Source organism: Streptomyces sp. NBC_01446 (assembly GCF_026340095.1).
GTDB classification, from domain to species: Bacteria; Actinomycetota; Actinomycetes; order Streptomycetales; family Streptomycetaceae; genus Streptomyces; species Streptomyces aureus.
On sequence record NZ_JAPEPO010000001.1, the window covers coordinates 996451 to 1015886 of the forward strand.

General features: G+C 68.2%; 17 protein-coding genes and 1 pseudogene. 15 read left to right on the top strand and 3 right to left on the bottom strand.

Annotated features, from left to right (window positions below; translation table 11 throughout):
• The first annotated feature begins 385 nt into the window (after positions 1-385).
• The 9 genes from OG456_RS04545 (at position 386) to OG456_RS04585 (ending at position 9431) form a co-directional block, all read left to right on the top strand.
• Positions 386-790, top strand: coding sequence for an FKBP-type peptidyl-prolyl cis-trans isomerase (locus tag OG456_RS04545; protein ID WP_323136297.1), 405 nt, complete (start codon positions 386-388; stop codon positions 788-790).
• Between the two features lie 270 nt (positions 791-1060).
• Positions 1061-1462, top strand: coding sequence for a hypothetical protein (locus OG456_RS04550; protein WP_266557424.1), 402 nt, complete (start codon positions 1061-1063; stop codon positions 1460-1462).
• 561 nt (positions 1463-2023) lie between these two features.
• On the top strand, positions 2024-2617 hold the full coding sequence (locus tag OG456_RS04555; protein ID WP_266557426.1) for a TetR/AcrR family transcriptional regulator: 594 nt from the start codon (positions 2024-2026) through the stop codon (positions 2615-2617).
• An 82-nt stretch (positions 2618-2699) separates the two neighbouring features.
• Positions 2700-3434: an NADPH-dependent F420 reductase gene (locus OG456_RS04560; RefSeq protein WP_266557428.1), complete on the top strand. Its 735-nt coding sequence runs from the start codon at positions 2700-2702 to the stop codon at positions 3432-3434.
• Between the two features lie 261 nt (positions 3435-3695).
• A complete protein-coding gene (locus OG456_RS04565; protein WP_266557430.1) occupies positions 3696-4403 on the top strand; it encodes a nitroreductase in 708 nt (235 codons plus the stop codon).
• 351 nt (positions 4404-4754) lie between these two features.
• On the top strand, positions 4755-6095 hold the full coding sequence (locus tag OG456_RS04570; RefSeq protein WP_266557432.1) for an NtaA/DmoA family FMN-dependent monooxygenase: 1341 nt from the start codon (positions 4755-4757) through the stop codon (positions 6093-6095).
• Positions 6092-6607, top strand: a complete 516-nt coding sequence (locus tag OG456_RS04575) for a flavin reductase family protein (RefSeq protein WP_266557434.1) — start codon at positions 6092-6094, stop codon at positions 6605-6607. The genes OG456_RS04570 and OG456_RS04575 overlap by 4 nt, the downstream gene beginning before the upstream one ends.
• Positions 6608-6726: 119 nt before the next feature.
• Entirely contained in the window at positions 6727-8211 is a 1485-nt protein-coding gene (locus tag OG456_RS04580) for a DHA2 family efflux MFS transporter permease subunit (RefSeq protein ID WP_266557436.1), read from the top strand.
• A 203-nt stretch (positions 8212-8414) separates the two neighbouring features.
• The gene (locus OG456_RS04585; RefSeq protein ID WP_266557438.1) at positions 8415-9431 is read left to right on the top strand and encodes an LLM class flavin-dependent oxidoreductase; all 1017 of its coding nucleotides are present in this window, start codon (positions 8415-8417) and stop codon (positions 9429-9431) included.
• Positions 9432-9515: 84 nt separating this feature from the next.
• Here the strand turns inward: OG456_RS04585 and OG456_RS04590 are convergent, their stop codons facing one another.
• Positions 9516-10457, bottom strand: coding sequence for an esterase family protein (locus OG456_RS04590; RefSeq protein ID WP_266557440.1), 942 nt, complete (start codon positions 10455-10457; stop codon positions 9516-9518).
• A gap of 949 nt (positions 10458-11406) precedes the next feature.
• Here OG456_RS04590 and OG456_RS04595 point away from each other — a divergent pair.
• The 5 genes from OG456_RS04595 (at position 11407) to OG456_RS04615 (ending at position 15609) form a co-directional block, all read left to right on the top strand.
• Positions 11407-11934, top strand: coding sequence for a cupin domain-containing protein (locus OG456_RS04595; RefSeq protein WP_266557442.1), 528 nt, complete (start codon positions 11407-11409; stop codon positions 11932-11934).
• Positions 11931-12890: an oxaloacetate decarboxylase gene (locus OG456_RS04600; RefSeq protein ID WP_266557444.1), complete on the top strand. Its 960-nt coding sequence runs from the start codon at positions 11931-11933 to the stop codon at positions 12888-12890. The genes OG456_RS04595 and OG456_RS04600 overlap by 4 nt, the downstream gene beginning before the upstream one ends.
• Before the next feature lie 61 nt (positions 12891-12951).
• Positions 12952-13722: an SDR family NAD(P)-dependent oxidoreductase gene (locus tag OG456_RS04605; protein WP_266557446.1), complete on the top strand. Its 771-nt coding sequence runs from the start codon at positions 12952-12954 to the stop codon at positions 13720-13722.
• Positions 13723-13792: 70 nt separating this feature from the next.
• Positions 13793-14725, top strand: coding sequence for an SDR family NAD(P)-dependent oxidoreductase (locus tag OG456_RS04610; protein ID WP_266557448.1), 933 nt, complete (start codon positions 13793-13795; stop codon positions 14723-14725).
• Between the two features lie 113 nt (positions 14726-14838).
• Entirely contained in the window at positions 14839-15609 is a 771-nt protein-coding gene (locus OG456_RS04615) for an SDR family NAD(P)-dependent oxidoreductase (RefSeq protein ID WP_266557450.1), read from the top strand.
• A 142-nt stretch (positions 15610-15751) separates the two neighbouring features.
• On the opposite strand, the pseudogene OG456_RS04620 reads toward OG456_RS04615, so the two are convergent.
• A pseudogene (locus OG456_RS04620) lies at positions 15752-16975 on the bottom strand (MFS transporter); the annotation flags it as partial.
• Between the two features lie 1058 nt (positions 16976-18033).
• On the opposite strand from OG456_RS04620, the gene OG456_RS04625 reads away from it, so the two are divergent.
• On the top strand, positions 18034-18573 hold the full coding sequence (locus tag OG456_RS04625; RefSeq protein WP_266557452.1) for a nuclear transport factor 2 family protein: 540 nt from the start codon (positions 18034-18036) through the stop codon (positions 18571-18573).
• 6 nt (positions 18574-18579) lie between these two features.
• Here OG456_RS04625 and OG456_RS04630 read toward each other — a convergent pair whose 3' ends face one another.
• On the bottom strand, positions 18580-19368 hold the full coding sequence (locus OG456_RS04630; RefSeq protein ID WP_266557454.1) for an IclR family transcriptional regulator: 789 nt from the start codon (positions 19366-19368) through the stop codon (positions 18580-18582).
• Positions 19369-19436: the final 68 nt, after the last annotated feature.

The following is a 19436-nucleotide window of genomic DNA, read 5'->3' on the forward strand; positions in this document are numbered from 1 at the left end:
GTTCGCGCACGTCACGAGATGCACAACGCCGTCAGGAACGCTGCGCAACCACACGGTGCTGTATGCGGCTGTTCGCCGCCGTTGCCAGCCAAGCTCCAGCTCACCGCTCATACAGAGAGCCTGCCCCGGACGCGCTTGCCTGATGCCACGTCCGCCAGGGGCGCCCTACTGCGTACGACAGCGCCTGCCAGACCCGCGGAACACCGCCCTAGCCACGCGCGGGGTCGCGTTCATCGGCTATACGAAAGATCATCACGTGTGGCCGCCCGGATTTGGCGTGCTCCGTGGATCGGCATCCTCGGTAGCGTGGCCATCTGCTGCATGGGGTGTCCATGTGTCCGGCTGGCCCGTGCAAGGGTCCCCGACGGAGAGTGATGAGGCGGCAATGAGTGAACTGACGAAGCCCGAGGTCGACGTTCCGGAGGGTGACGCTCCCACCGAGCTGACCATCCGGGACCTGGTCGTCGGGGACGGGGCTGAAGTGAAGAACGGCATGGTGGTCAGGGTCCACTATGTCGGGGTGACCTTCGAGTCCGGGAAGGAGTTCGATGCCTCCTGGGACCGGGGTGAGCCGTTCAAGTTCGCCCTGGGCGGTGGCAGGGTCATCAAGGGCTGGGACCGGGGGGTGAGGGGGATGAAGGTCGGCGGTCGGCGCGAGATCATCGTTCCCCCGCGTCTCGGCTACGGCAATCAGTCGCCCTCGCCGTTGATCCCGGCGGGCTCGACCCTGGTCTTCGTGGTGGACCTGCTGGACTCGTATTCCAGCACAACCGGGTGGAGCAACGCCTAGTAACGTGCGGTAAACGGGAGCGCGGTCGCCATACCGGTCGGCGTCCACGACGCTCGGGTCAGGCGCCACGATCGGAGTCCACGTCTCCATGTCCTCCGCGATGGCATGGGCCCATCCCCTTCCTCCGCGCGTACACACCGAGTGCGCCACGTAGCGCGCGATCCCCCGCCGCCGCAGATCCAACTCATCAGAGGCATCGGCGAGTTGCCCCTCGGAGAACACCCACACGTAGACCGGAACTCCCAGATCAGACCGCAGGCACCAGCCCGCTTGGAACGGCGCCCGAGGAGCATCGACCTGCGGGGCGAAATCGGAGGAGTACCCGTCGGGAGGCTGCGCCGTGAACTCCAAGAGTGGCCGGCCGGACTCCCGCGCATCGTCGATCAACGCCTGAAAGGTCCACCCGCACGCCGGCACCCGCGGGCCACCGAGCTCGATCACGGAGGGCGGCTGCCCGTTCGGAGCCACCTCACCCGTGCGCCGGACGAGACAGTGAGGGTGGAGGTGTCTGCGCCGCCGGGGTCGATGACCGAGGCGGCGACGGTGCCCATGAGCGTGTTCGGGGTCTTCACCGTGACAAACCTCAAGATCTTGTTCTCCAGGGTGTTGAAGCGCACCCTGCCCGCCCTCAAGTATCCGGTGCTCTACAGGGTGTTGGCGGACTCGAAGTAGGGGCCCTGGCCGACGACGGCCAGGGGGCACACGGTCGGTGTTGCCGTAGTTGGTCACCGAGCAGGTCTCTCCGGTGACCCTGGCTTGGAGGTCGGTGACGCCGGCGAAGCGCACAGGGAGCCCGCCCCAGACACGCTCGCCAGAGCGGACCTGTTCGGGCGCGGTCTCTACCCGGCAAATCTCGGAGCCGCGTACACCAGGCCGTCCCACCACTTCCTTCGCCCGCCCGGCCCGGACAAGTTCGGCGGCCCTCTTGGTCGCCGAGCGAAGACCTGCCCCGCCTACCGGGCTCGGCGGCCTACGAGACCGCCGAGTTCGACGAAGACGTCACCGTCGGGGACCACACCGTCCTCCTCACCTGCGTCGCCGCCGCCGAGGCGGGCGCGAGCCACGTGCGCCCCCTCACCCACCACCAGCGTTCCTTCGCCCCCTCGGCTTGACATCCCGGCCCCGTCCGACCGCACTCATTTGACCGGATGCAGCCTCCGCTTTACTCTCGAATCAGTACGGAGGCAGCATCCGTTTTGATGCGGCCGCAAGATCACCGGAGCGGGAGGGCGCATGAGCGCCACTGAACAGCGGGGCCGCAAGCCCCGTGCGGACGTCCAGCGCAATCGCGCCGCCCTCCTGGAGACCGCGCAGCGCCACTTCCTGCAGCACGGGGTGGGTACCTCGCTCGAGGCGGTGGCCAAGGAAGCGGGCGTGGGGCCCGGCACCCTGTACCGGCACTTCCCCACGCGGGAGGCGCTGCTGGCGGCCGTGCTGCAGACGCGCTCCGAGGAGTTGGTGGCCCGCCAGGCGGACATCGAGCAACTCGGCGATGCCGCCGAGGCATTGGAGCAGTGGCTGCGGGCGATGGAGGACTACTTCAGCGCCTTCAGTGGGCTGCCGGAACCGCTCATGGCCGCGGCCCGGGCACAGGAGCCGGACAACCCGCTCACGATCCCCTGCGACATCCTCATCACCGCCACCGACGAGCACGTGCAAGCCGCGCAGAGCGCAGGGCACGTGCGCGCGGGGGTGAGGGGCTACGACCTGTTCCTCGCAGCCTGCTCCACCGCCTGGATCAAGGGCAACGGCACCGACGAGGAATCACTCGACCGCCTCCGCACACTCATCGCGAGCGGCTACCGCCAGCGGAACGCCCAGCCGTAGACCGCCGCAAGCACCCCCTCCCACCACCCAACCATCACACCGTGCTGCCCTAAGGGCAGCACGACCTCCCAAGGGACAAATCATGAAAATTACTGTTATCGGTGCCGGTGCCATCGGCGGGAACCTCGCTGCCAAGCTCAGCACGGCCGGTCACGACGTCCAGATCGCCGACGCTCGCGGTCCCGAGGCCGTCCGGGCCGAGGTGCTGGAGTCCGGGGCCCGCGCAGCGGACCTCGCCGACGCCGTCCAGGACCGCGACGTCATCGTCCTGGCCATCCCCTTCGGGGTGGCGGGAAAGCTGGCCGACCTGTTCGCCACGGTCCCGGACGAGACGGTCGTCATCGACACCTCGAACTACTACCCGCACCTCAGCGGGCAGATCGAGGCCGTGGACAACGGCCAGGTCGAGAGCGTGTGGAACGCCGAGCAGCTGGGCCGCCCCGTGGTCAAGGCGTGGAACGCCGCCCTGGCCGGAACCCAGCAGACCAAGGGTGTCCCGGCAGGCACCCCGGGCCGCATCGCCATCCCCGTCGCCGGCGACTCCGAGGAGGCGCGGCGCGTGGCCATGCAGCTCGTGGACGACACCGGCTTCGACCCCTACGACGCCGGCACATTGGCCGATTCCTGGCGCCAGCAGCCGAACGGCCCTGCCTACTGCACCGAGCTGACCCTCGACGAACTGCCGGCGGCCCTGGCCGCGGCCGACCGCGCCAAGGACGTCCGCGTCCGCAACAGCCTGCCGGAGCGCTTCGCCGCTCTGCCGGCCGACCCCACCCTGGCCGACGTCGTCGAGATGAATCGCGCCGCCCACCGCTGACCCGTCCGGCGCCGCCGCCGTCGCATACGGGACGACACGAAGGCGGCGGCGTCACGGACGCAAAGAACACGCACCCCCTGTTGCAGCGTACGGCTCCAGCACGACCCTGCTTGGCAAGCGCCCCGATCGAAGAGGGCGGTGGCACGTCCTGTGCCGTCTTCATGCCGACCGCGTCGTTCCGCGGCCTGCCGCGCTGCGCCGCGCCCCAGTCGCCGCCCCAAACCGCCGTGGCGGGGAGTAAGTGCCGCAGAGAGGATCACCTTGCCCAGCACAGCATCAACGTTCAGCGACCTTGTCCGGTCCCGGCGCTCCGTGCGTGGATTCCGGCCCACCCCGCCGTCCCTGTCGGACATCCGCGGCGTGCTGGAGGACGCTCAAACCGCCCCCTCGAACTGCAACACCCAGCCCTGGACAGTGCACGTCGTCTCGGGCGCGGAGCGGGACGCCCTGAGCGGACATCTACTCAAGGCCGACGAGGAGGGACGGTTCTCCTACGACTTCACCTTCGACTACGCCGACTTCGGCGAGGGCAGCTACCTTGACAGGGCGCACCAGCACGCCGCGACCCTCTACCAGGCCCTGGGGATACCGCGCTCGGACCGGAGGGCCAGGAAGGCCGCAGCCCGCGAGAACCTGGCCTTCTTCGGCGCCCCGCACATCGCCTTCCTGTTCATGCCGACATTCGGCGACGGGGTACGAGCGGCCGGTGACATCGGTATGTACGCGCAGAACTTCCTGCTCGCGCTGGCAGCCCGGGGGCTGGACGGCATCCCCCAGACCAAGCTCGGGTTCTACGCCGACACCATCCGCGAGCACCTGGGCGTTCCGAAGGAGCTCAAGCTGCTGTTCGGCATCTCCTTCGGTACAGCCGACGTGACCGCACCGGCAAACAGCTTCCGCATGGGGCGCATCCCGCTCGAGCAGAGCGTGGTCCTGCACGGCACCCCTGGCGTCCTGGACGGGCAGTAGCTCTTCCTCCCGCACTAACAATCCGGCGAGCACGCCCGGCCAGCTGTACTGAGCGGGCCCTCGACGGGCTCTGGGCGGCCGACCGGGGCTGAGGCTCTGCCAAGGTCGCATCACTACGCAGCTCCCCCTCCCGGCAGCCCTTGCTGTCCGCCGCGCCTCGCGCAGTGGGGGAGCTGTGTGGTTCCTGGTGTCTCCGCCGCGGGTTCGCGCACCTGCAGTCCCGGGTGCCCGCGAACCGCCCTCCCCTTTCCCGGATCCGGACCATTTGCAATACGGAGGCTCCCTCCGTATTGTCGAGAAGGTAAGCGGATGCACTCTCCGTTTTTTCTCGCCTCGTCTGGAGAGACAACTATGACCATCCCGCAGATGCTCCTGGCCATGCAGTTCACCAGCGGCTACGGATCCGAGCCCGGGGCATGGCGGCTGCCCGGGGCCAACCTGTCCAGCTACACGAACATGGACCAGTTCGTGCGTTACGCACAGGCCGCCGAGCGCGGCAAGATCCAGCTGCTGTTCATCGCGGACACCCCGGTCCTGGACGTGGACCTGGAGAACGAGCACCCGCACCACCCCATCGACCCGATCCTCGTCCTCACCGTCATCGCCCGCGAGACCGAGCGGATCGGCCTGGTGGCCACCGGCTCCACCACCTTCAACGAACCCTTCAACCTCGCCCGCCAGTTCAAGGCCCTGGATGTGATCAGCCACGGCCGGGCCGGATGGAACGCAGTCACCACCTCCCACCCGGCGGCCGCGGCGAACTTCGGCTCTCCGGTCCCGCCCCGTGCAGAGAAGTACGAGCGTGCCCACGAGTTCGTCCAGATCGTGCAGGCACTGTGGGGCAGCTGGGAGAAGGACGCCTGGGTCCTCGACGTCGAGGGCAAGCGGTTCGCCGACATGGGCAAGATCCAGCCGGTCAACCTGCAGGGCCGCCACGTCGCCTCCCGCGGGCCGCTGCCCATTCCACCGTCCGAGCAGGGCCAACCGGTCATCTTCCAGGCGGGCGGCGGCAGTTACGGCCTGGAGCTGGCCGGCCGGTACGCCAGCGGCGTGTACGCCAACCCGATGACGATCGACGACGCCATCGCCCAGCGAGAAGCCTTGCGGGACGCCACCGAGCGGGCCGGGCGCGACCCGGACGAGGTGAAGATGCTCGCCGGCTTCATGCCGACCATCGCCTCCTCCCGCGCCGCCGCCCTGGACCGGCGGCGCTTCCTGGACGAGTCCGTCGACCTGCGCCAACGCGTGCGCTATCTCGGCGCCATGATCGGTCTGCCGCTGAGCCACGAACAGCTCGACGAGCCGCTGACCGCGGGCCAGTTGGCCGACGCCGTACCCAGTCCGCATGACGCACGCTCCGCCCGCGCCCTCGAGGTGGCGCGGGAGGGCTGGAGTCTGCGGGACGTCCTGGCGCACGGCGTCATCGACTACCACCCGGTCGTCGCCGGCACCGCCACTGACGTGGCCGACCACATGCAGGAATGGTTCGAGGCGGGCGCCTGCGACGGCTTCTCGCTGGCCATCGACGGCTACCACGACGGCGTCGACGCCTTCGTCGACCAAGTCGTGCCGCTCCTGCAGGAACGCGGCCTCTTCCACCACGACTACGAGGGCGACACCCTGCGCGAGAACCTCGGAGCCCGCGACCAGTACGGCCTCGATCCCCGCGTCACGGAAACAGCCCGGTCATGACCTCCACCCACGTCCCCGACAGCGTCACCTTCCAGGCGTTCCGCGACGCCATGGCCACCGTCCCCTCCCCCGTCGCCGTGGTCACCGCCATGGACGGCCCCCGCCCGCACGGCACCACGGTCAGCGCCTTCGCCTCACTGTCCCTGACGCCCCCGATGGTGCTGACGTCCCTGGACAACCGCTCCCAGCTGCTGACGATCATTCGCCGCACCGGCCGCTTCGGCCTCAACATCCTGGGCGCCCACCAGGCCGACCTCGCCGACGTCTTCGCCCGCTCGGGACCGGACAAGTTCGACGGCGTGACCTGGTCACCGAGCCAGGAACTGCCCCGCCTGCCGGGCTCGGCGGCATGGATCGCCGCCGAAGTCGACGACTACGTCGGTGCCGGAGACCACACCGTCCTGCTCGCCCACGTCCACGCCGCCGAACAGGGCGAGGGCGACCTGGGAATCCTCAGGCCCCTCACCTACCACCACCGCTCCTTCGGCACCCACACACCGCTCGCTTCCTGACGCTGCGGCCACTTCTCCTCGGGCCACTCCCCCGGCCCCGTTCCCCAACCCACCGGCAGACCACCGCAGTCACCAACCCCTGCCTGCTTGCCTGCCATAGCGCGAAAGAGATCACGTACATGTCCCTCGACGAAACGTCGACGCACGCCGCTCCGGACGCCGCCGTTCCACCACCCTCCCACCGCGCCAGTGACAAGCTGCCGGCCCGGGACTCCCTCATCATCTGGGTCCTGACCCTCTCCACGTTCATCGCCCTGCTGAACGAACTGCTGGTGGGCGTGGCGCTGCCCACGCTGATCGACGAGCTCGGCATCACGCCGAGCACGGGGCAGTGGCTCACGACGGGCTATCTGCTGACACTGGCCGTCCTCATCCCGGCCACCGGCTTCGTCATGCGGCGGTTCAACCTCCGCACGATCTTCATCACCTCGATGTCCCTGTTCACCGCCGGTACCGTGATCGCCGCCGTCGCTCCGGGGTTCGGCGTGCTGTTCACCGGTCGCATCATCCAGGCAGTGGGCACGGCCGCCCTGATGCCGTTGCTCATGGCCACAGTGATGCGCCTGGTCCCCCAAGGCCGCCGGGGCCGGATGATGGCGCTGGTCACCGCCGTGGGCGCGGTGGCGCCCGCGGTCGGACCCGCGCTCTCCGGAATCATCGTCTCCCAGCTCAGCTGGCGGTGGCTGTTCATCCTCGTCCTGCCCGTCGCCCTGGCCGGACTGGTACTGGGAGCCGCCAAGCTGCGCAACATCACCACTCCCGAACCGGCCACGCTGGATGTGCTGTCGCTCATCCTGTCCGCCGTCGGGTTCGGCGCGCTCATCTACGGTCTGGCCACGATCGGTGAGTCGGTCTCCGGCCACGCGCCCGTCCCGCCCTATCTCCCCATCGTGGCCGGGGTCCTCTTCATCGCGGCGTTCGTCCACCGGCAGATCGTGCTGCAGCGCACCGACGACGCGTTCCTCGACATGAGGATCTTCCGAACCAGCTCGTTCACCGTGCCGCAGCTGGTCATGGTCGTCGTCCCGCTGATCGGGTTCGGCGTGCCGATGGTCCTGCCGCTGATCCTCGCCCACGTGTCCGGGCTGAGCACTATGGAGATCGGCTTCTTCATGCTCCCCGGCGGAGTGGTGGTCTCCGTGGTCTCAGCCCTCGGCGGGCGGCTCTACGACCGCGTCGGGCCGCGTCCCCTGGCGATTCCCGGAGCGATCATCTGGACGGCCGCCCTGTGGTTCCTGAGCCAAGTCGACGCGGGCACCAGTACCACGACACTCCTGATCGCCTACCTCATCATGATCGTCGGTCAGGCCCTCATGTGGGCGCCGATGACGACGGCCGCACTGGCCTCGCTGCGTGCCGAGCTCTACCCGCACGGCAGCGCGGCGTTCAACACCGTCCAGCAGCTGGCGGGCGCCGCGGGCGGCGCGATCCTGGTCTCGGCCTACACCATCGGGTCGCACGCACAGGACGCGGGAACACTGAACCTGGCCCAGTCCGTCTCGGCAGCGCAGACCGCCTTCACGACGGCGGCGGTCATCGCCTGCCTCGCCATCATCGGAGCCGTCTTTGTCGGGAAGGCCAAGCAGCCCGCTCGACAGGACTGAGCCGGGGGTGCCCACCGGACCACCGGCGCCCAGGTATCGCTTGATCCTGGCGCCGGTGTTCCGGTGGTCCGGAATCAGCAGCGTCCGGTCGAGCACCGCCACGGGTGCGCCGCGCTGCCCGAACCCCTCACGAACCTTCAACCTTCCCCGAACACATCTCCCGCCGACCCTCCAGCAGAGCCGGCAGCAGGAATCGAAAGACCATGAAACTCTCTCTCGTCGAGCTCTCCACCGTCTCTCCCGGCAGCGACAAGGCCCAAGCTCTCAAGGACTCGGTCGACGCCGCGCAACAGGCGGAGGACCTCGGCTACCACCGCATCTGGTACGCCGAGCACCACGACTCCGCCAGCACCGCCTCCACCGCGCCGGAGATCCTCATCGCCCTGGCGGCCAGCGCCACCTCCCGCATCCGGGTCGGCTCCGGCGCGGTGCTGCTCAACCACTACAGCCCCTACAAGGTTGCCGAGACCTTCCTCCAGCTCGAAGCCGTCGCCCCGGGCCGTATCGACCTCGGCCTCGGCCGCGCTACCGCAGGACCCGTCGTCGACCTCGCCCTGCGCCGCGACCGCGACGTACCGCCCACCGACGACTTCGCCGAACAGGTCCAAGAGGTCCTCGCCCACCTCCACGGCGGCTTCCCCGCCGACCACCCCTTCGCGCGCCTCGACCCCACGGCCGGCATCTCATTCCGGCCCGAGGTGTGGATCCTCGGCTCCTCCGGCTCCAGCGCCCAGATGGCCGGACAGCTCGGCCTCGGCTACGCGTTCGCCGGTTTCATCAACCCCGGCCTGGCCGCCCGAGCCCTGCTCCGCCACGCCGCCCACACCGCAGGCAGTCCGGCGAGGCCGCGCGGCATCCTGTCCGTCAGCGTCGTGGTGGCCGACACCGACGCCGAAGCCCAGCGCCTGAGCTGGATCCGAACGGCCCTCATGGCACGCCTGGCCCGCGCCGGCACCGGTGCACAGGTGCCCACCGTCGAGGAGGCTGCGCGCGAACTCACCCAGGCACAAAAAGACGCCCCCACGGTCATCACCGACGGACGCTGGCCCCTCCAACTCGCCGGCAGCCCGGGGACCGTACGGGACCAGCTGGAGCAGATGACCAAGGCCGCCGGCGTCGATGAGGTCATGGTCCAGGACATGGTCGCCGATCCCGCGACCCGCGCCCACTCCCGCACGCTGCTCGCTCAGGCCCTCGACCTCACCCCCGCCCGCACATGACGGGCCACCGAGTCCGGCGGCGCGGCGGCAGCCGTGTCGTTGAAGATGCTCGGAATGATGCAGTGCCGACGTCGGGGCCGAAATTCATGGCCTGGTCGCCGGGGTCTCCCGCACGTCGTTCCAGGCGCCATCGTCGTCGCGCCAGAGCCATCGGAGTGTGTCGGGGAGGATCGCGGCGCCATGCAGGGGTGTGTGCCCTCCCTGGCCGACTTCCAGCTTGTAGTCGTAGCCGCGGTACTGGAGGGCCGCAGCCATGTCACGGTTGGCGAGCTCCCAGTCGCCGAACACGATGTTGAGGTCCTTGTGTCCGGTCTGGAGGAACACCCGCAGTGGCTTCTTTTCGCCTCGCCGGATCAGGGACGGGTAGGCGTGACCGCCTCGGATGTTCGTGAAACTGCCGCAGTGGCTGATGACGTTGCCGAACGCGTCAGGGCGCTCCCATGCCACAGTGAATGCGCAGATCCCGCCCGAGCTGATCCCGCAGATCCCGCGGCGCGTGGGCTCGGCGGTGATGCGGTAGCTCTGCGAAATGCCGGGGAGAAGGTCCTCCAGGAGGAATCCCGCGTAGTCGCCGCCGAGCGAGTCGTACTCCCGGCTCCTGTTGTCGGATCCGCCGTACACCGGCAGGCCGGGCCCGTTGGGACCGGGATCGACGAAGACGGCGATCGTGACGGGTATGTCGCCAGCGGCGATGAGGTTGTCCAGCACGGCTGGTGTGTTGACTGCCGGATCGAGGTAGATCTGGCCGTCCAGGAAGACCAGCAGTGAGGCGTCGGCGCTGCCGTCGTACTGGGCGGGAACGTAGACCCAGTAGCGGTGCGGGGCCCCGGGGTAGACAGTGCAGTCGCGGAGCCGGTGCTCGTGAATCTGCCCTCGAGGGATTCCGGCCTGGTACTGGGACTCTTCGCCGAGTTCATAGGGTTCATCGCCTGAGCAGCTATATGCGTAGGCAAGACGGTCCCGATCGGATATGCCGGTCCACTCTGCGGGGGGAGACTGCGGGTCGGTCGCTTCGGTGGGCTCCAAGACGGTGCAACTCCTTGCTGGACGAGCGCGTAGTGGTCACAAGCGGCGAGCCGGGAGCTGGGAGCTGCTGACATCGTCTCGAGATGGTCGCGGTTCGCGGCTCAGGTTAGGAGCCGTCCGCATCGGACCGGCACGGTATTCGACGCCAACAAGGCCGGAAAACGCGTCACCCGCATCCCACTGCCGCTGCTCAGCGGACGCGCCGGCCATGACACCGAGGTGTTCTCCAGCTACGCAAATCCTGCCGCAGCCACGCAGAGATCAGTACGCGGACAGGTGGCGCAATTTCCCGCTCTGATGGCGCCTTTGGCCGTGACTATGTGCCCCTGGACAGCGCCTACCGTCGTGCCCAAGAGGGTCAGGCGTGGCCATCGGCCCGGTTTCCCTGCCAGGACACCACGACGGAGTGGAGAGAAGGATGACTGCTGTCGCATCCCTGGAGACGAACCACACCGTCGAGCGCGGCATGCGCCCCGTCCTGGCAGGGGCCGCCTGGCATGGGCGCCGCGAGGAGGCTCGTGAGCAAGGTGCACACGGGCGCGGCCGACCGGCCGCGAGGACCTGGCCCTGTGGGCAGGTGTCCCACCTCGGCTGCCAGGACACCAGAAGGAAGCCTGGGAGCACGTCTCCGTCGAGGCAAGGGCGACGGGTAGAGCGCCGTGCGTTGGCAGCGGATCTCCATGAAGGGCGACGTCCCCAGCCGGACCGGGACATCTGCAAGCAGTGCAACGACCCCGGCCGGACGAGTCCGTTCACATCACCCCGCGACTCGGCCTGACCCTCTGGGCGGCGCCCCGAGGTGATCAGCGAGGTCCTGCAGAGACTCTGCGACGCCGTCCCCCTAATGCGGGAGATCGGCCTGCACGCCTAACACCTCCCCCTGGCCCGGCGCCGAGACACCATGCCCGGCCCACCCCTTCCCCGTCCTTCAACAGAGGAGCTCAGAGACATGAGCACGTTCCCCGACCCCAAAAAGTTCCGCCTGGTCGTCGCCGGCCAGAACGAATCTGGCGAGGCAGACTTCCTCAACCCGGGCCCTGCCGCCGAGTTCGACTTCCCCGGTGTGTCCTCCGGCGCCTTCTACTGGGCCGTCGAGGGCGGCCACAGCAAGACCTCCTTCGGGGCGCCGCCCACCAAGGTCTCCCTGGCCGGGCCGAACGGGTCCACGTTCGGCATCAGCAGCTTCCCGGCGCACTCGTCGGGCGAGGTCGACGCCTCGACCCTCGACGAGAGCATGTCAGCGACCGGCGACGACAACGACGCCGGGATGCATGCCAGCGACACCATCGACTACGAGGTCGTCATCTCCGGCAAGGTCGACCTGGTGCTCCCTGGTGGCAAGAAGCGCACCCTCGTGCCCGGCGACCTGCTCGTCATGGCCGGCGTGCCCCACGCCTGGAAGAACCCCTACGACGAGGACTGTGTCTACGTCGTCGTCACCGTCGGCTTCAACACCGCCGAGGGGGCCGCAGCATGAGCCCGACCTCACCCGGCAAGGCGCTGCGCGCGGTCTTCGAGAGCGAGAAGACCGAGTTGCTGCCGCTCGGTTCGGTCCCGATCCACGCGCAGATGGCGCAGCACGCGGGCTTCGGTGCGTTCCAGCTCTCCGGCGGTGTGTCGGCCTGGTGGCAGGGCGTCTCGGACGTCGGCTGGCTCACCATGACCGAGGTCGTCGACCTCGCGCGCCGCACGGCGCGCGCTGCCGACATCCCCATCTACTGTGACGGCGACACCGGCTACGGTGCACCCCTCAACGTGCAGCGCACGGTGCTGGAGTTCATCGACGCCGGTGTCGCGGGCATCCACATCGAGGACCAGCGCGAGCCGAAGAAGTCGGGCGGTGTCGCCGGCGTCGAACTCGTCTCCGACGTCGAGGCGATCGGTCGGCTGAACGCCGCGTGCGACGCGCGTGACAAGTCCGACGAGGACTTCGTCATCGTCGCGCGCACCGACGGGTACGGGGCGGCCGGCGGCGGCCTCGAGGAGGCGATCCGCCGCGCACAGCTCTACAAGGCCGAGACCGGCGCCGACGTCATCTTCTACGAGGGCTTCCACACGTGGGAGCAGGCCGAGATCGCCCTAAAGGAGACTCCTGGCCCCGCGTACGTCGTCGGTGTCCCGCTGATCGGGACCCGGACGGTCGCCGAGATGACGGCGATGGGGCAGGCGGTGCAGTCACTGCCCGTCTTCCTGCCCGGGGTCCGCGAGGTCTACCACTTCATGGTCGACGCCATCGAGAGCGGCGAGGCGACGGGCTTCCCCGAGTACCTCCAGAAGGTGACCGGTGACGCCGGGACGAAGTACGACATCGGCTGGGGAGCCATGTTCGGCCGTCCCTCCTCCGAGGAGGTGCGTCGCATCGAGGAGAAGTACCTCCCGCAGGACGCGCAGCGCGACTACGAGAGCAGCCTGCACGCAGGAGAGACGTACTGACGATCCCCCGCCGGCGGCGCTTCCGCGTCTCCGCAGCCCATCCGAAAAGGAAGTCTGAGTCATGACAAGTTCGATGAGTGGCAAGGCCGGTCTGGTGACCGGCGCGGCGTCTGGGATCGGGCAGGCGGCCGCGGTCGCCCTGGCCCGGGCCCAAGCCTCCGTGATGGTCTCGGACATCGACGAGAAGGCCGGTGCCGAGACGGTCGCGTTGATCGAGAAGGAGGGCGGCACCGCGGCGTTCCTGCGCTGCGACGTCAGCGACGAGGCGCAGGTCAAGGCGCTCGTCGACGCGACGGTGTCCGCCTTCGGGAAGCTGGACTTCGCGTTCAACAACGCGGGCACCAACGGTGTCTTCGCGCCGATCGGCGACATGGACAGCGCGGTCTGGGACCGCGTGATGAAGATCAGCCTCTACAGCGTCTTCTACTGCCTGAAGCACGAGGTGCGCGCGATGGAGGAGAACGGGGGCGGGTCGATCGTCAACACCGCCTCCGGCGCCGGGCTGATCGGCATCGCTTACAACGCGCCCTACACCGCAGCCAAGTTCGGCGTGGTCGGCATGACCCGGAACGTCGCCATGGACTACGGGGCCAAGGGCATCCGGGTCAACGCACTCGCCCCCGGCTCCACGGCCACCCCGATGATGATGAACGCCTTCGAGCAGAACCCCGGCGAGGAGTTCAGGAACAGCATCCTGGCGGGCATCCCGATGGGAGTGCTGGCAGAGCCGGAGGACCAGGCCAACGCCGTCGTGTGGCTCTGCTCCGACCAGGCGCGGATGGTCACGGGTGTGACGCTGCCGGTCGACGGCGGCTACGTCGCGGGCAAGTAGACGGCCCGCCCCGGGGCCGCGAGAGCGGCCCCGCACCGACATGGCAGAACTCCTCAGGAGGAGCAGGGACATGCCTGCACAGAAGCTCGACTTCGGCGGCCGCGTCGCGATCGTCACCGGCGCGGGCCAGGGCATGGGGCGCGCTCACGCCAAGATGCTCGCCTCGCGCGGCGCGCGCGTCGTCGTGAACGACCTCAACGCGGACAACGCCGCTTCGGTCGTTGCAGAGATCATCGACCACGGCGGTACCGCCGTGGTCGACATCAACAACGTCGTCACCGGCGCGGAAGCCATCGTGCACACCGCGATCGACGCGTACGGCCGGCTCGACGTCGTCGTGAACAACGCGGGCATCAACGCGTTCGGCACGTTCTGGGAGATGGACCGCGACACGTGGTGGCGCGTCTTCGACGTCGCGGTCAAGGGCGTCGTCGAGGTGTCGCGCGCCGCGATGCCGCACCTCATGGCCTCGGGCACCGGGCGTCTGATCAACATCTCCTCGAACGGCCTCATGGGTGTGCCGCTCGACTCGGCCTACTCCGCGGCCAAGGCCGCGGTGTGGGGCCTCAGCATCGGTCTCGCGATCGAGGCGCGCGAGGTCGGTGTGCAGGTGACGACGCTCATGCCCGTGGCCTGGACGCCGATGACTCAGGACGCGTTCCCGAACCCCGTGGTGCAGGAGGCCATGAAGAAGAACGTCCCGCCGGAGGCAGTGTCGGCCTTCGTGACCTACCTCGCCCACCAGGACACCACGACGTACGCCGACACGTTCGAGATCGCGGGTGTCGCGGCGGGCCGTGTGGCCATCGCGGGCATGGAACGCGTCGATGCCGCGGCGGCCACGCCCGAGGCGTGGGTCGAGCAGGCCGAGGCCCTGACGAAGGACGGCGAGATGCGCGTGTTCCACAACGCGAGCGAGTCGTTCCGTGACCAGATGGTGCATCTCGCTCCCGAGCTGGACTCGGTGCTGCCGGAGGACGCCGCGAACGTGGAGAGGGTGTGAGTCCGGTGGCCGTTGCCGAACAGTAGGTCGGCTCGGTGAGCAAGGTGCGGCGCCGACGCCCTGACGGTGGAGCGAGACCCAGCAGGAGCAAAGCAGACAGAAGGAGGAGAACCATGGGCATCCTGGACAGCAAGGTCGCCATTATCACCGGCGGTGCGAAGGGAATGGGCGAGGCACACGTCCGGAAGTTCGTCGAGCAGGGTGCGAAGGTTGTCGTCGCCGACCTGGACGTCGAGAGCGGCAAGAAGCTCGCGGACGAACTGGGCGGTGACGCCCTCTTCGTCGAGCTCGACGTCACCGACCCGGGCAGCTGGGAGGAGGCGGTCCAGGAGACGAAGGCGGTGTTCGGCACCGTCGATGTCCTGGTCAACAACGCCGGGATCGCCGGCCCGATCGTCGGTCTCCTCGAGGTCAGTGAGTACCTCTACCGCAGCATCATGGACATCAACTTGGCCGGGACCTTCTTCGGCATGCAAGCGGTGCTGCCCACCATGGTCGAGAACGGCAAGGGCTCCATCGTCAACATCTCATCCCTGGCCGGCATGCGCTATGACACGACGGTGAACCCTGCATACTCGGCGTCCAAGTTCGCCATCCGAGGCTTCACCAAGCAGGCTGCCTTCGAGTTCGGCAAGTACGCGATCCGGGTCAACGCTGTCATGCCGGGCGCCATCATGACGCCCATGGCCCGGGATGCGCTGTCCGACGAGGCGATCGCATCCGTGACGAAGCACATCCCGGCGAGGCGCTTCGCGGACGCGAGCGAGGTTTCCGAGGCCGTCGTCTTCCTCGCCTCCGACAAGGCCAGCTACGTCAACGGCGTCGACCTCGTGGTCGACGGTGGCAAGGGTGCGATCAACCAGGACGCTCTCGGGTCCGAGTAGGGCGGCCCGAGGGCCGCCCGGCCACGCAATCGCCACACGCATGAGCCCACCCGCCGGCGCGGACGCGCGATGAACGGCTTTCAGTTCGCCCCGGTCAGCCCAGAGGTTCTCCCCCGGCCACGGGCGTGTCCGCGCGTGCGGGCTACTCAACATCCGCATCTCCTAGCAGGGAGACGTTCTTGGTCTCCCGGATCTGCAGCACGGCGATCAGGGAGATGACGGCGATGGTCGTCATGTACAGCGCGACCGCAAGCCCGCTTCCGGTCTGCGATACGAGCAAGGTCGCCACGAAGGGTGCGGTCCCCCCGAAGAGCATGTACGCAAGGTTGTAGCTCACCGCGGCCGACGTGTACCGCACTCGCGTCGGGAACATCTCCACGAGCAGCAGGCTGTTCACCGCAGAGGTGCCTGCCTCCGCGGTGGCCAGCATCGCCTGGGCCCCCAGGAGTGCCCCGATCGACTCCTGCTGCGCCAGCAGGAAGGCCGGGATGGTGAGCAGGACGAACGCGAGGCAGGAGCCGAGCATGATCGGCTTGCGTCCCACGCGATCCGCCATGACCGCGGAGACTCCGATCAACACCACGTGCAGAAGCAAAGCGGCCATGTTCGTGAAAAGCGCGGTGTCGCTGTCGAGCTTGATCCGTTCCTGGAAGTACGAGGGCAGGTACGTGGCGAGCATGTTGAACCCGACGCTGTTCGTCATCAGGAAGCCGAGCAGCAGCAGGATCGGCTTGCGCTGAGTCCGGAGGCTCTCCTTCAGAGGTGCCGTGGCCACCCTTCCTTCCCTTTGCACCTTGCGGAACGCGGGGGTGTCCTCCACGCTGCGCCGGATGTAGAGGCCGATCAGCCCGAGCGGGCCGGCTATCAGGAAGGGGAGACGCCAGCCCCAGGAGCTGAAGTCCGACGCGGAGAGCGAGGCCGTGAGAAGAGCCGTAAGACCCGCGGCGGCGACGAACGCGAGCGAGCTGCTCATCGGCAGCACACTCGCGTAGGTGGCGCGCTTGCCGGCGGGAGCGTGTTCGACCGTGAACGAGGCAGCTCCCGCAACCTCGCCACCTGCTGAGAAGCCTTGGATGCAACGCACCAGAACGAGGAGTGCCGGGGCGAGGACGCCAATCTGATGGTGAGTGGGCAGCAGGCCGATCACGAATGTCGACGCGGACATCATGACGATGATCGTGGTCAGTGTGCGCTGCCGGCCAACCCTGTCGCCGAGCTTGCCGAATATCAGTCCGCCCAGCGGTCGCAGCAGGAACGAGACACCGAAAGCCGCGAACGTCGCCAGCAGGGAGAGGGCCCGGTTGTGCGACGGGAAGAACACCGTGGCGACGGTGGTGGCGAGGTACCCGTAGAGCGCGTAGTCGAACCATTCGACGAGTTGCCGATTCCACCTGCAGCGGCAACTCGCCTCAGCATGGAGCGATCCGGCTGGGAGGTCACCTCAGGAACAATGTTCATACCTGCGCCGTCCTTCACTCTGGTTGCTTCGCCAATTCAGTTGCGTGGTCGGTCACTTCCTCGGTCGCGCGGTCGTACTCGGCATGGAGTCTCGGGTGCTCGCGCGAGCTTGCGTTGAGCGTGGATGTCCCGCTCTGACGGCGATGCACACGTCACCGGGCGAAGAGCAGCCTCGGTCTGAACGGTGGTGATCTGGTCTGGGGCATCACGGGGCGAGGTAGCCGACTACCGCGACGGTGGGGGGCCACCTCTGGCAGAAGCTGGATCCAAGGCCGGAGTCGAGGAAGGTGTCATCGACGAGAGGCTGCGTAACTTCTCGGTCGCCGAGGTGTCTCGAGGACCTCGCCTCTCTGCGATCGACACGATGCACCTGTGAAAGTACGCCGTCGTGACCTTCATTGGTGCGAGCTCCCCGCCAAGGCAACTCGCACATCGCGAAGGTAGTAGTCGCAATACGAAATGAAAAGAGGTTGGCGTGCGGTGTCTCAGAAGGCCAACCTCGCGCCCGGGGCGGGGTGACGGTCTCGTCGTCCGGCCAGGGCGGTCGGCGGAGATCGCGACCACGACGGCGAACGCCCCGTTGATCCGCACCAGTTGGCCCTGCAGGGACACACCCAAGCCGGCGGCCTGACCGTGGGGGCGCACCGTCGCCGGTACGCAGGGGGGCCTGATACCCGGGAGGCCTGTCCACCGACCTGCTGCAGGTGGCCGACGCCACGAGCGCCGTCAACTACGGCCCGAACAGGGTGCGTTTCCCCAGCCCTGGGCTGGACGGCCCCCTTCTGACGACGCTCCTCAGGCCGCCGCCACCGCCGCGTGAACGACAGCTCCGTGCTTTTTGGCGTGCATTCTTCGTGGGATGTCGTGTCGTCCCAGCACGCTCCCCGGCCGCCTCCTCCTACCGTCTTTCCTGGCGAGGGTCAGCGACGACGCGGCCCTCGACTTCGCAGGAGGGCGAGGTTCTCAATGACTCTGACCGATGCTCAGCTGGTGGAACTGTGGGACAAGCAGGCTCTCCACGACAACCTGATGTTGTACGTTCGCGGGGCCGACCGCCACGACCGCGACCTCATTTTGTCGGCCTACTGGCCCGACTCCTGGGACAACCACGGAGCGTACGTCGGTGACGGGCCGGGCTGGGCAGATGCCGCGCTCGCCTGGGAGGACCAGATCCTCAGCTGCAGCCACCACGTCACCAACGTCCTGTCCGAGATCGAAGGCAACCGCGCCAAGCGCGAGTCGATGTTCATCTGCGTCGTGCCCTTCAAGGAGACCGGCATGACGATGTACCAGGCGGGCCGCTACCGCGACCTGTGCGAGAAGCGCGACGGAGAGTGGAAGATCCTCCACCGCACCTGCGTCTGGGACTGGATCGACGTGAGGGAGACCAACACCGACTGGGGCACCGTGAATGTCCCCCGGGTCTCGCACTGGGGTGCCTGGCGTGAGGACGACCCGATCTACAAGGACTGGATCAAGAGCGCCCCCACCGAATTCGCCCAATGAGCAGGTTCAGCCCATCGACGCGTCCAGCTCCCGCACCCTGCGCAGGGCCTTGACGTACAGCTCGCGGTGCTTAGGGTCCTCGTAGCGGTGCAGGGGCGTCGTGATCGACAGGGCCGTCTGCGGCCACCGCGCGCCCTCGAAGATCGGGACCGCGAGCCCGCACGCACCATTCACGTACTCCTGCTCGTCGATCGCGTACCCGCGCTCGCGCGTCCTTTCGAGTTCGGCGACGAGTGCCTCGCGGGATGTCACCGTGTTCTCGGTGCGTGCCGGCAGCTTCCCGTCGGCATCCCCGAGCCTGTCGACCGCTGCGGGCGCGCCGTACGCGAGGAGCGCCTTGCCCGACGCGCGCGCATGGATGTCTCCCGACACCCCCACGCGCAGGTCGGCCACGCGCACCGAATGTGACCCCTCCTGGATCGCCACGATGGTCACGTCTCCGTCGTGCCACGCCGACAGGTAGGCCGTTTCTCCGGTCGTGCTGACGACGGTTTCCAGCATGTCGTAGGCCTGCCGGCTGGGCCGCCAGTCCGCCTCGACGCGTGAGCTCAGGGAGAGGATCTTGCCGCCCCCCAGGCTGTATTCGCGCTCATGACGCTGCAGATAGCCGGTGTACACGAGGGTGGACAGCAGGTGCGACACCGTGGCCAGGTGCAGGCCCGCGCGCTGCGCGATGACCTGCGCACGCAGCGGCGTGTCGCTCTCGGCGACGATGTCAACGATGTCGAGGGCCCGGACGACCGACTGGACCAGGTCGCGAGGTGCCGCAGGGTCAGATTCAGAGTTCCTGGCCATCACCCCATCAGGATATCACTCACATGGTGAAAGTTTGGGCGACATTGATTCGCAATGCGGTTGTCACA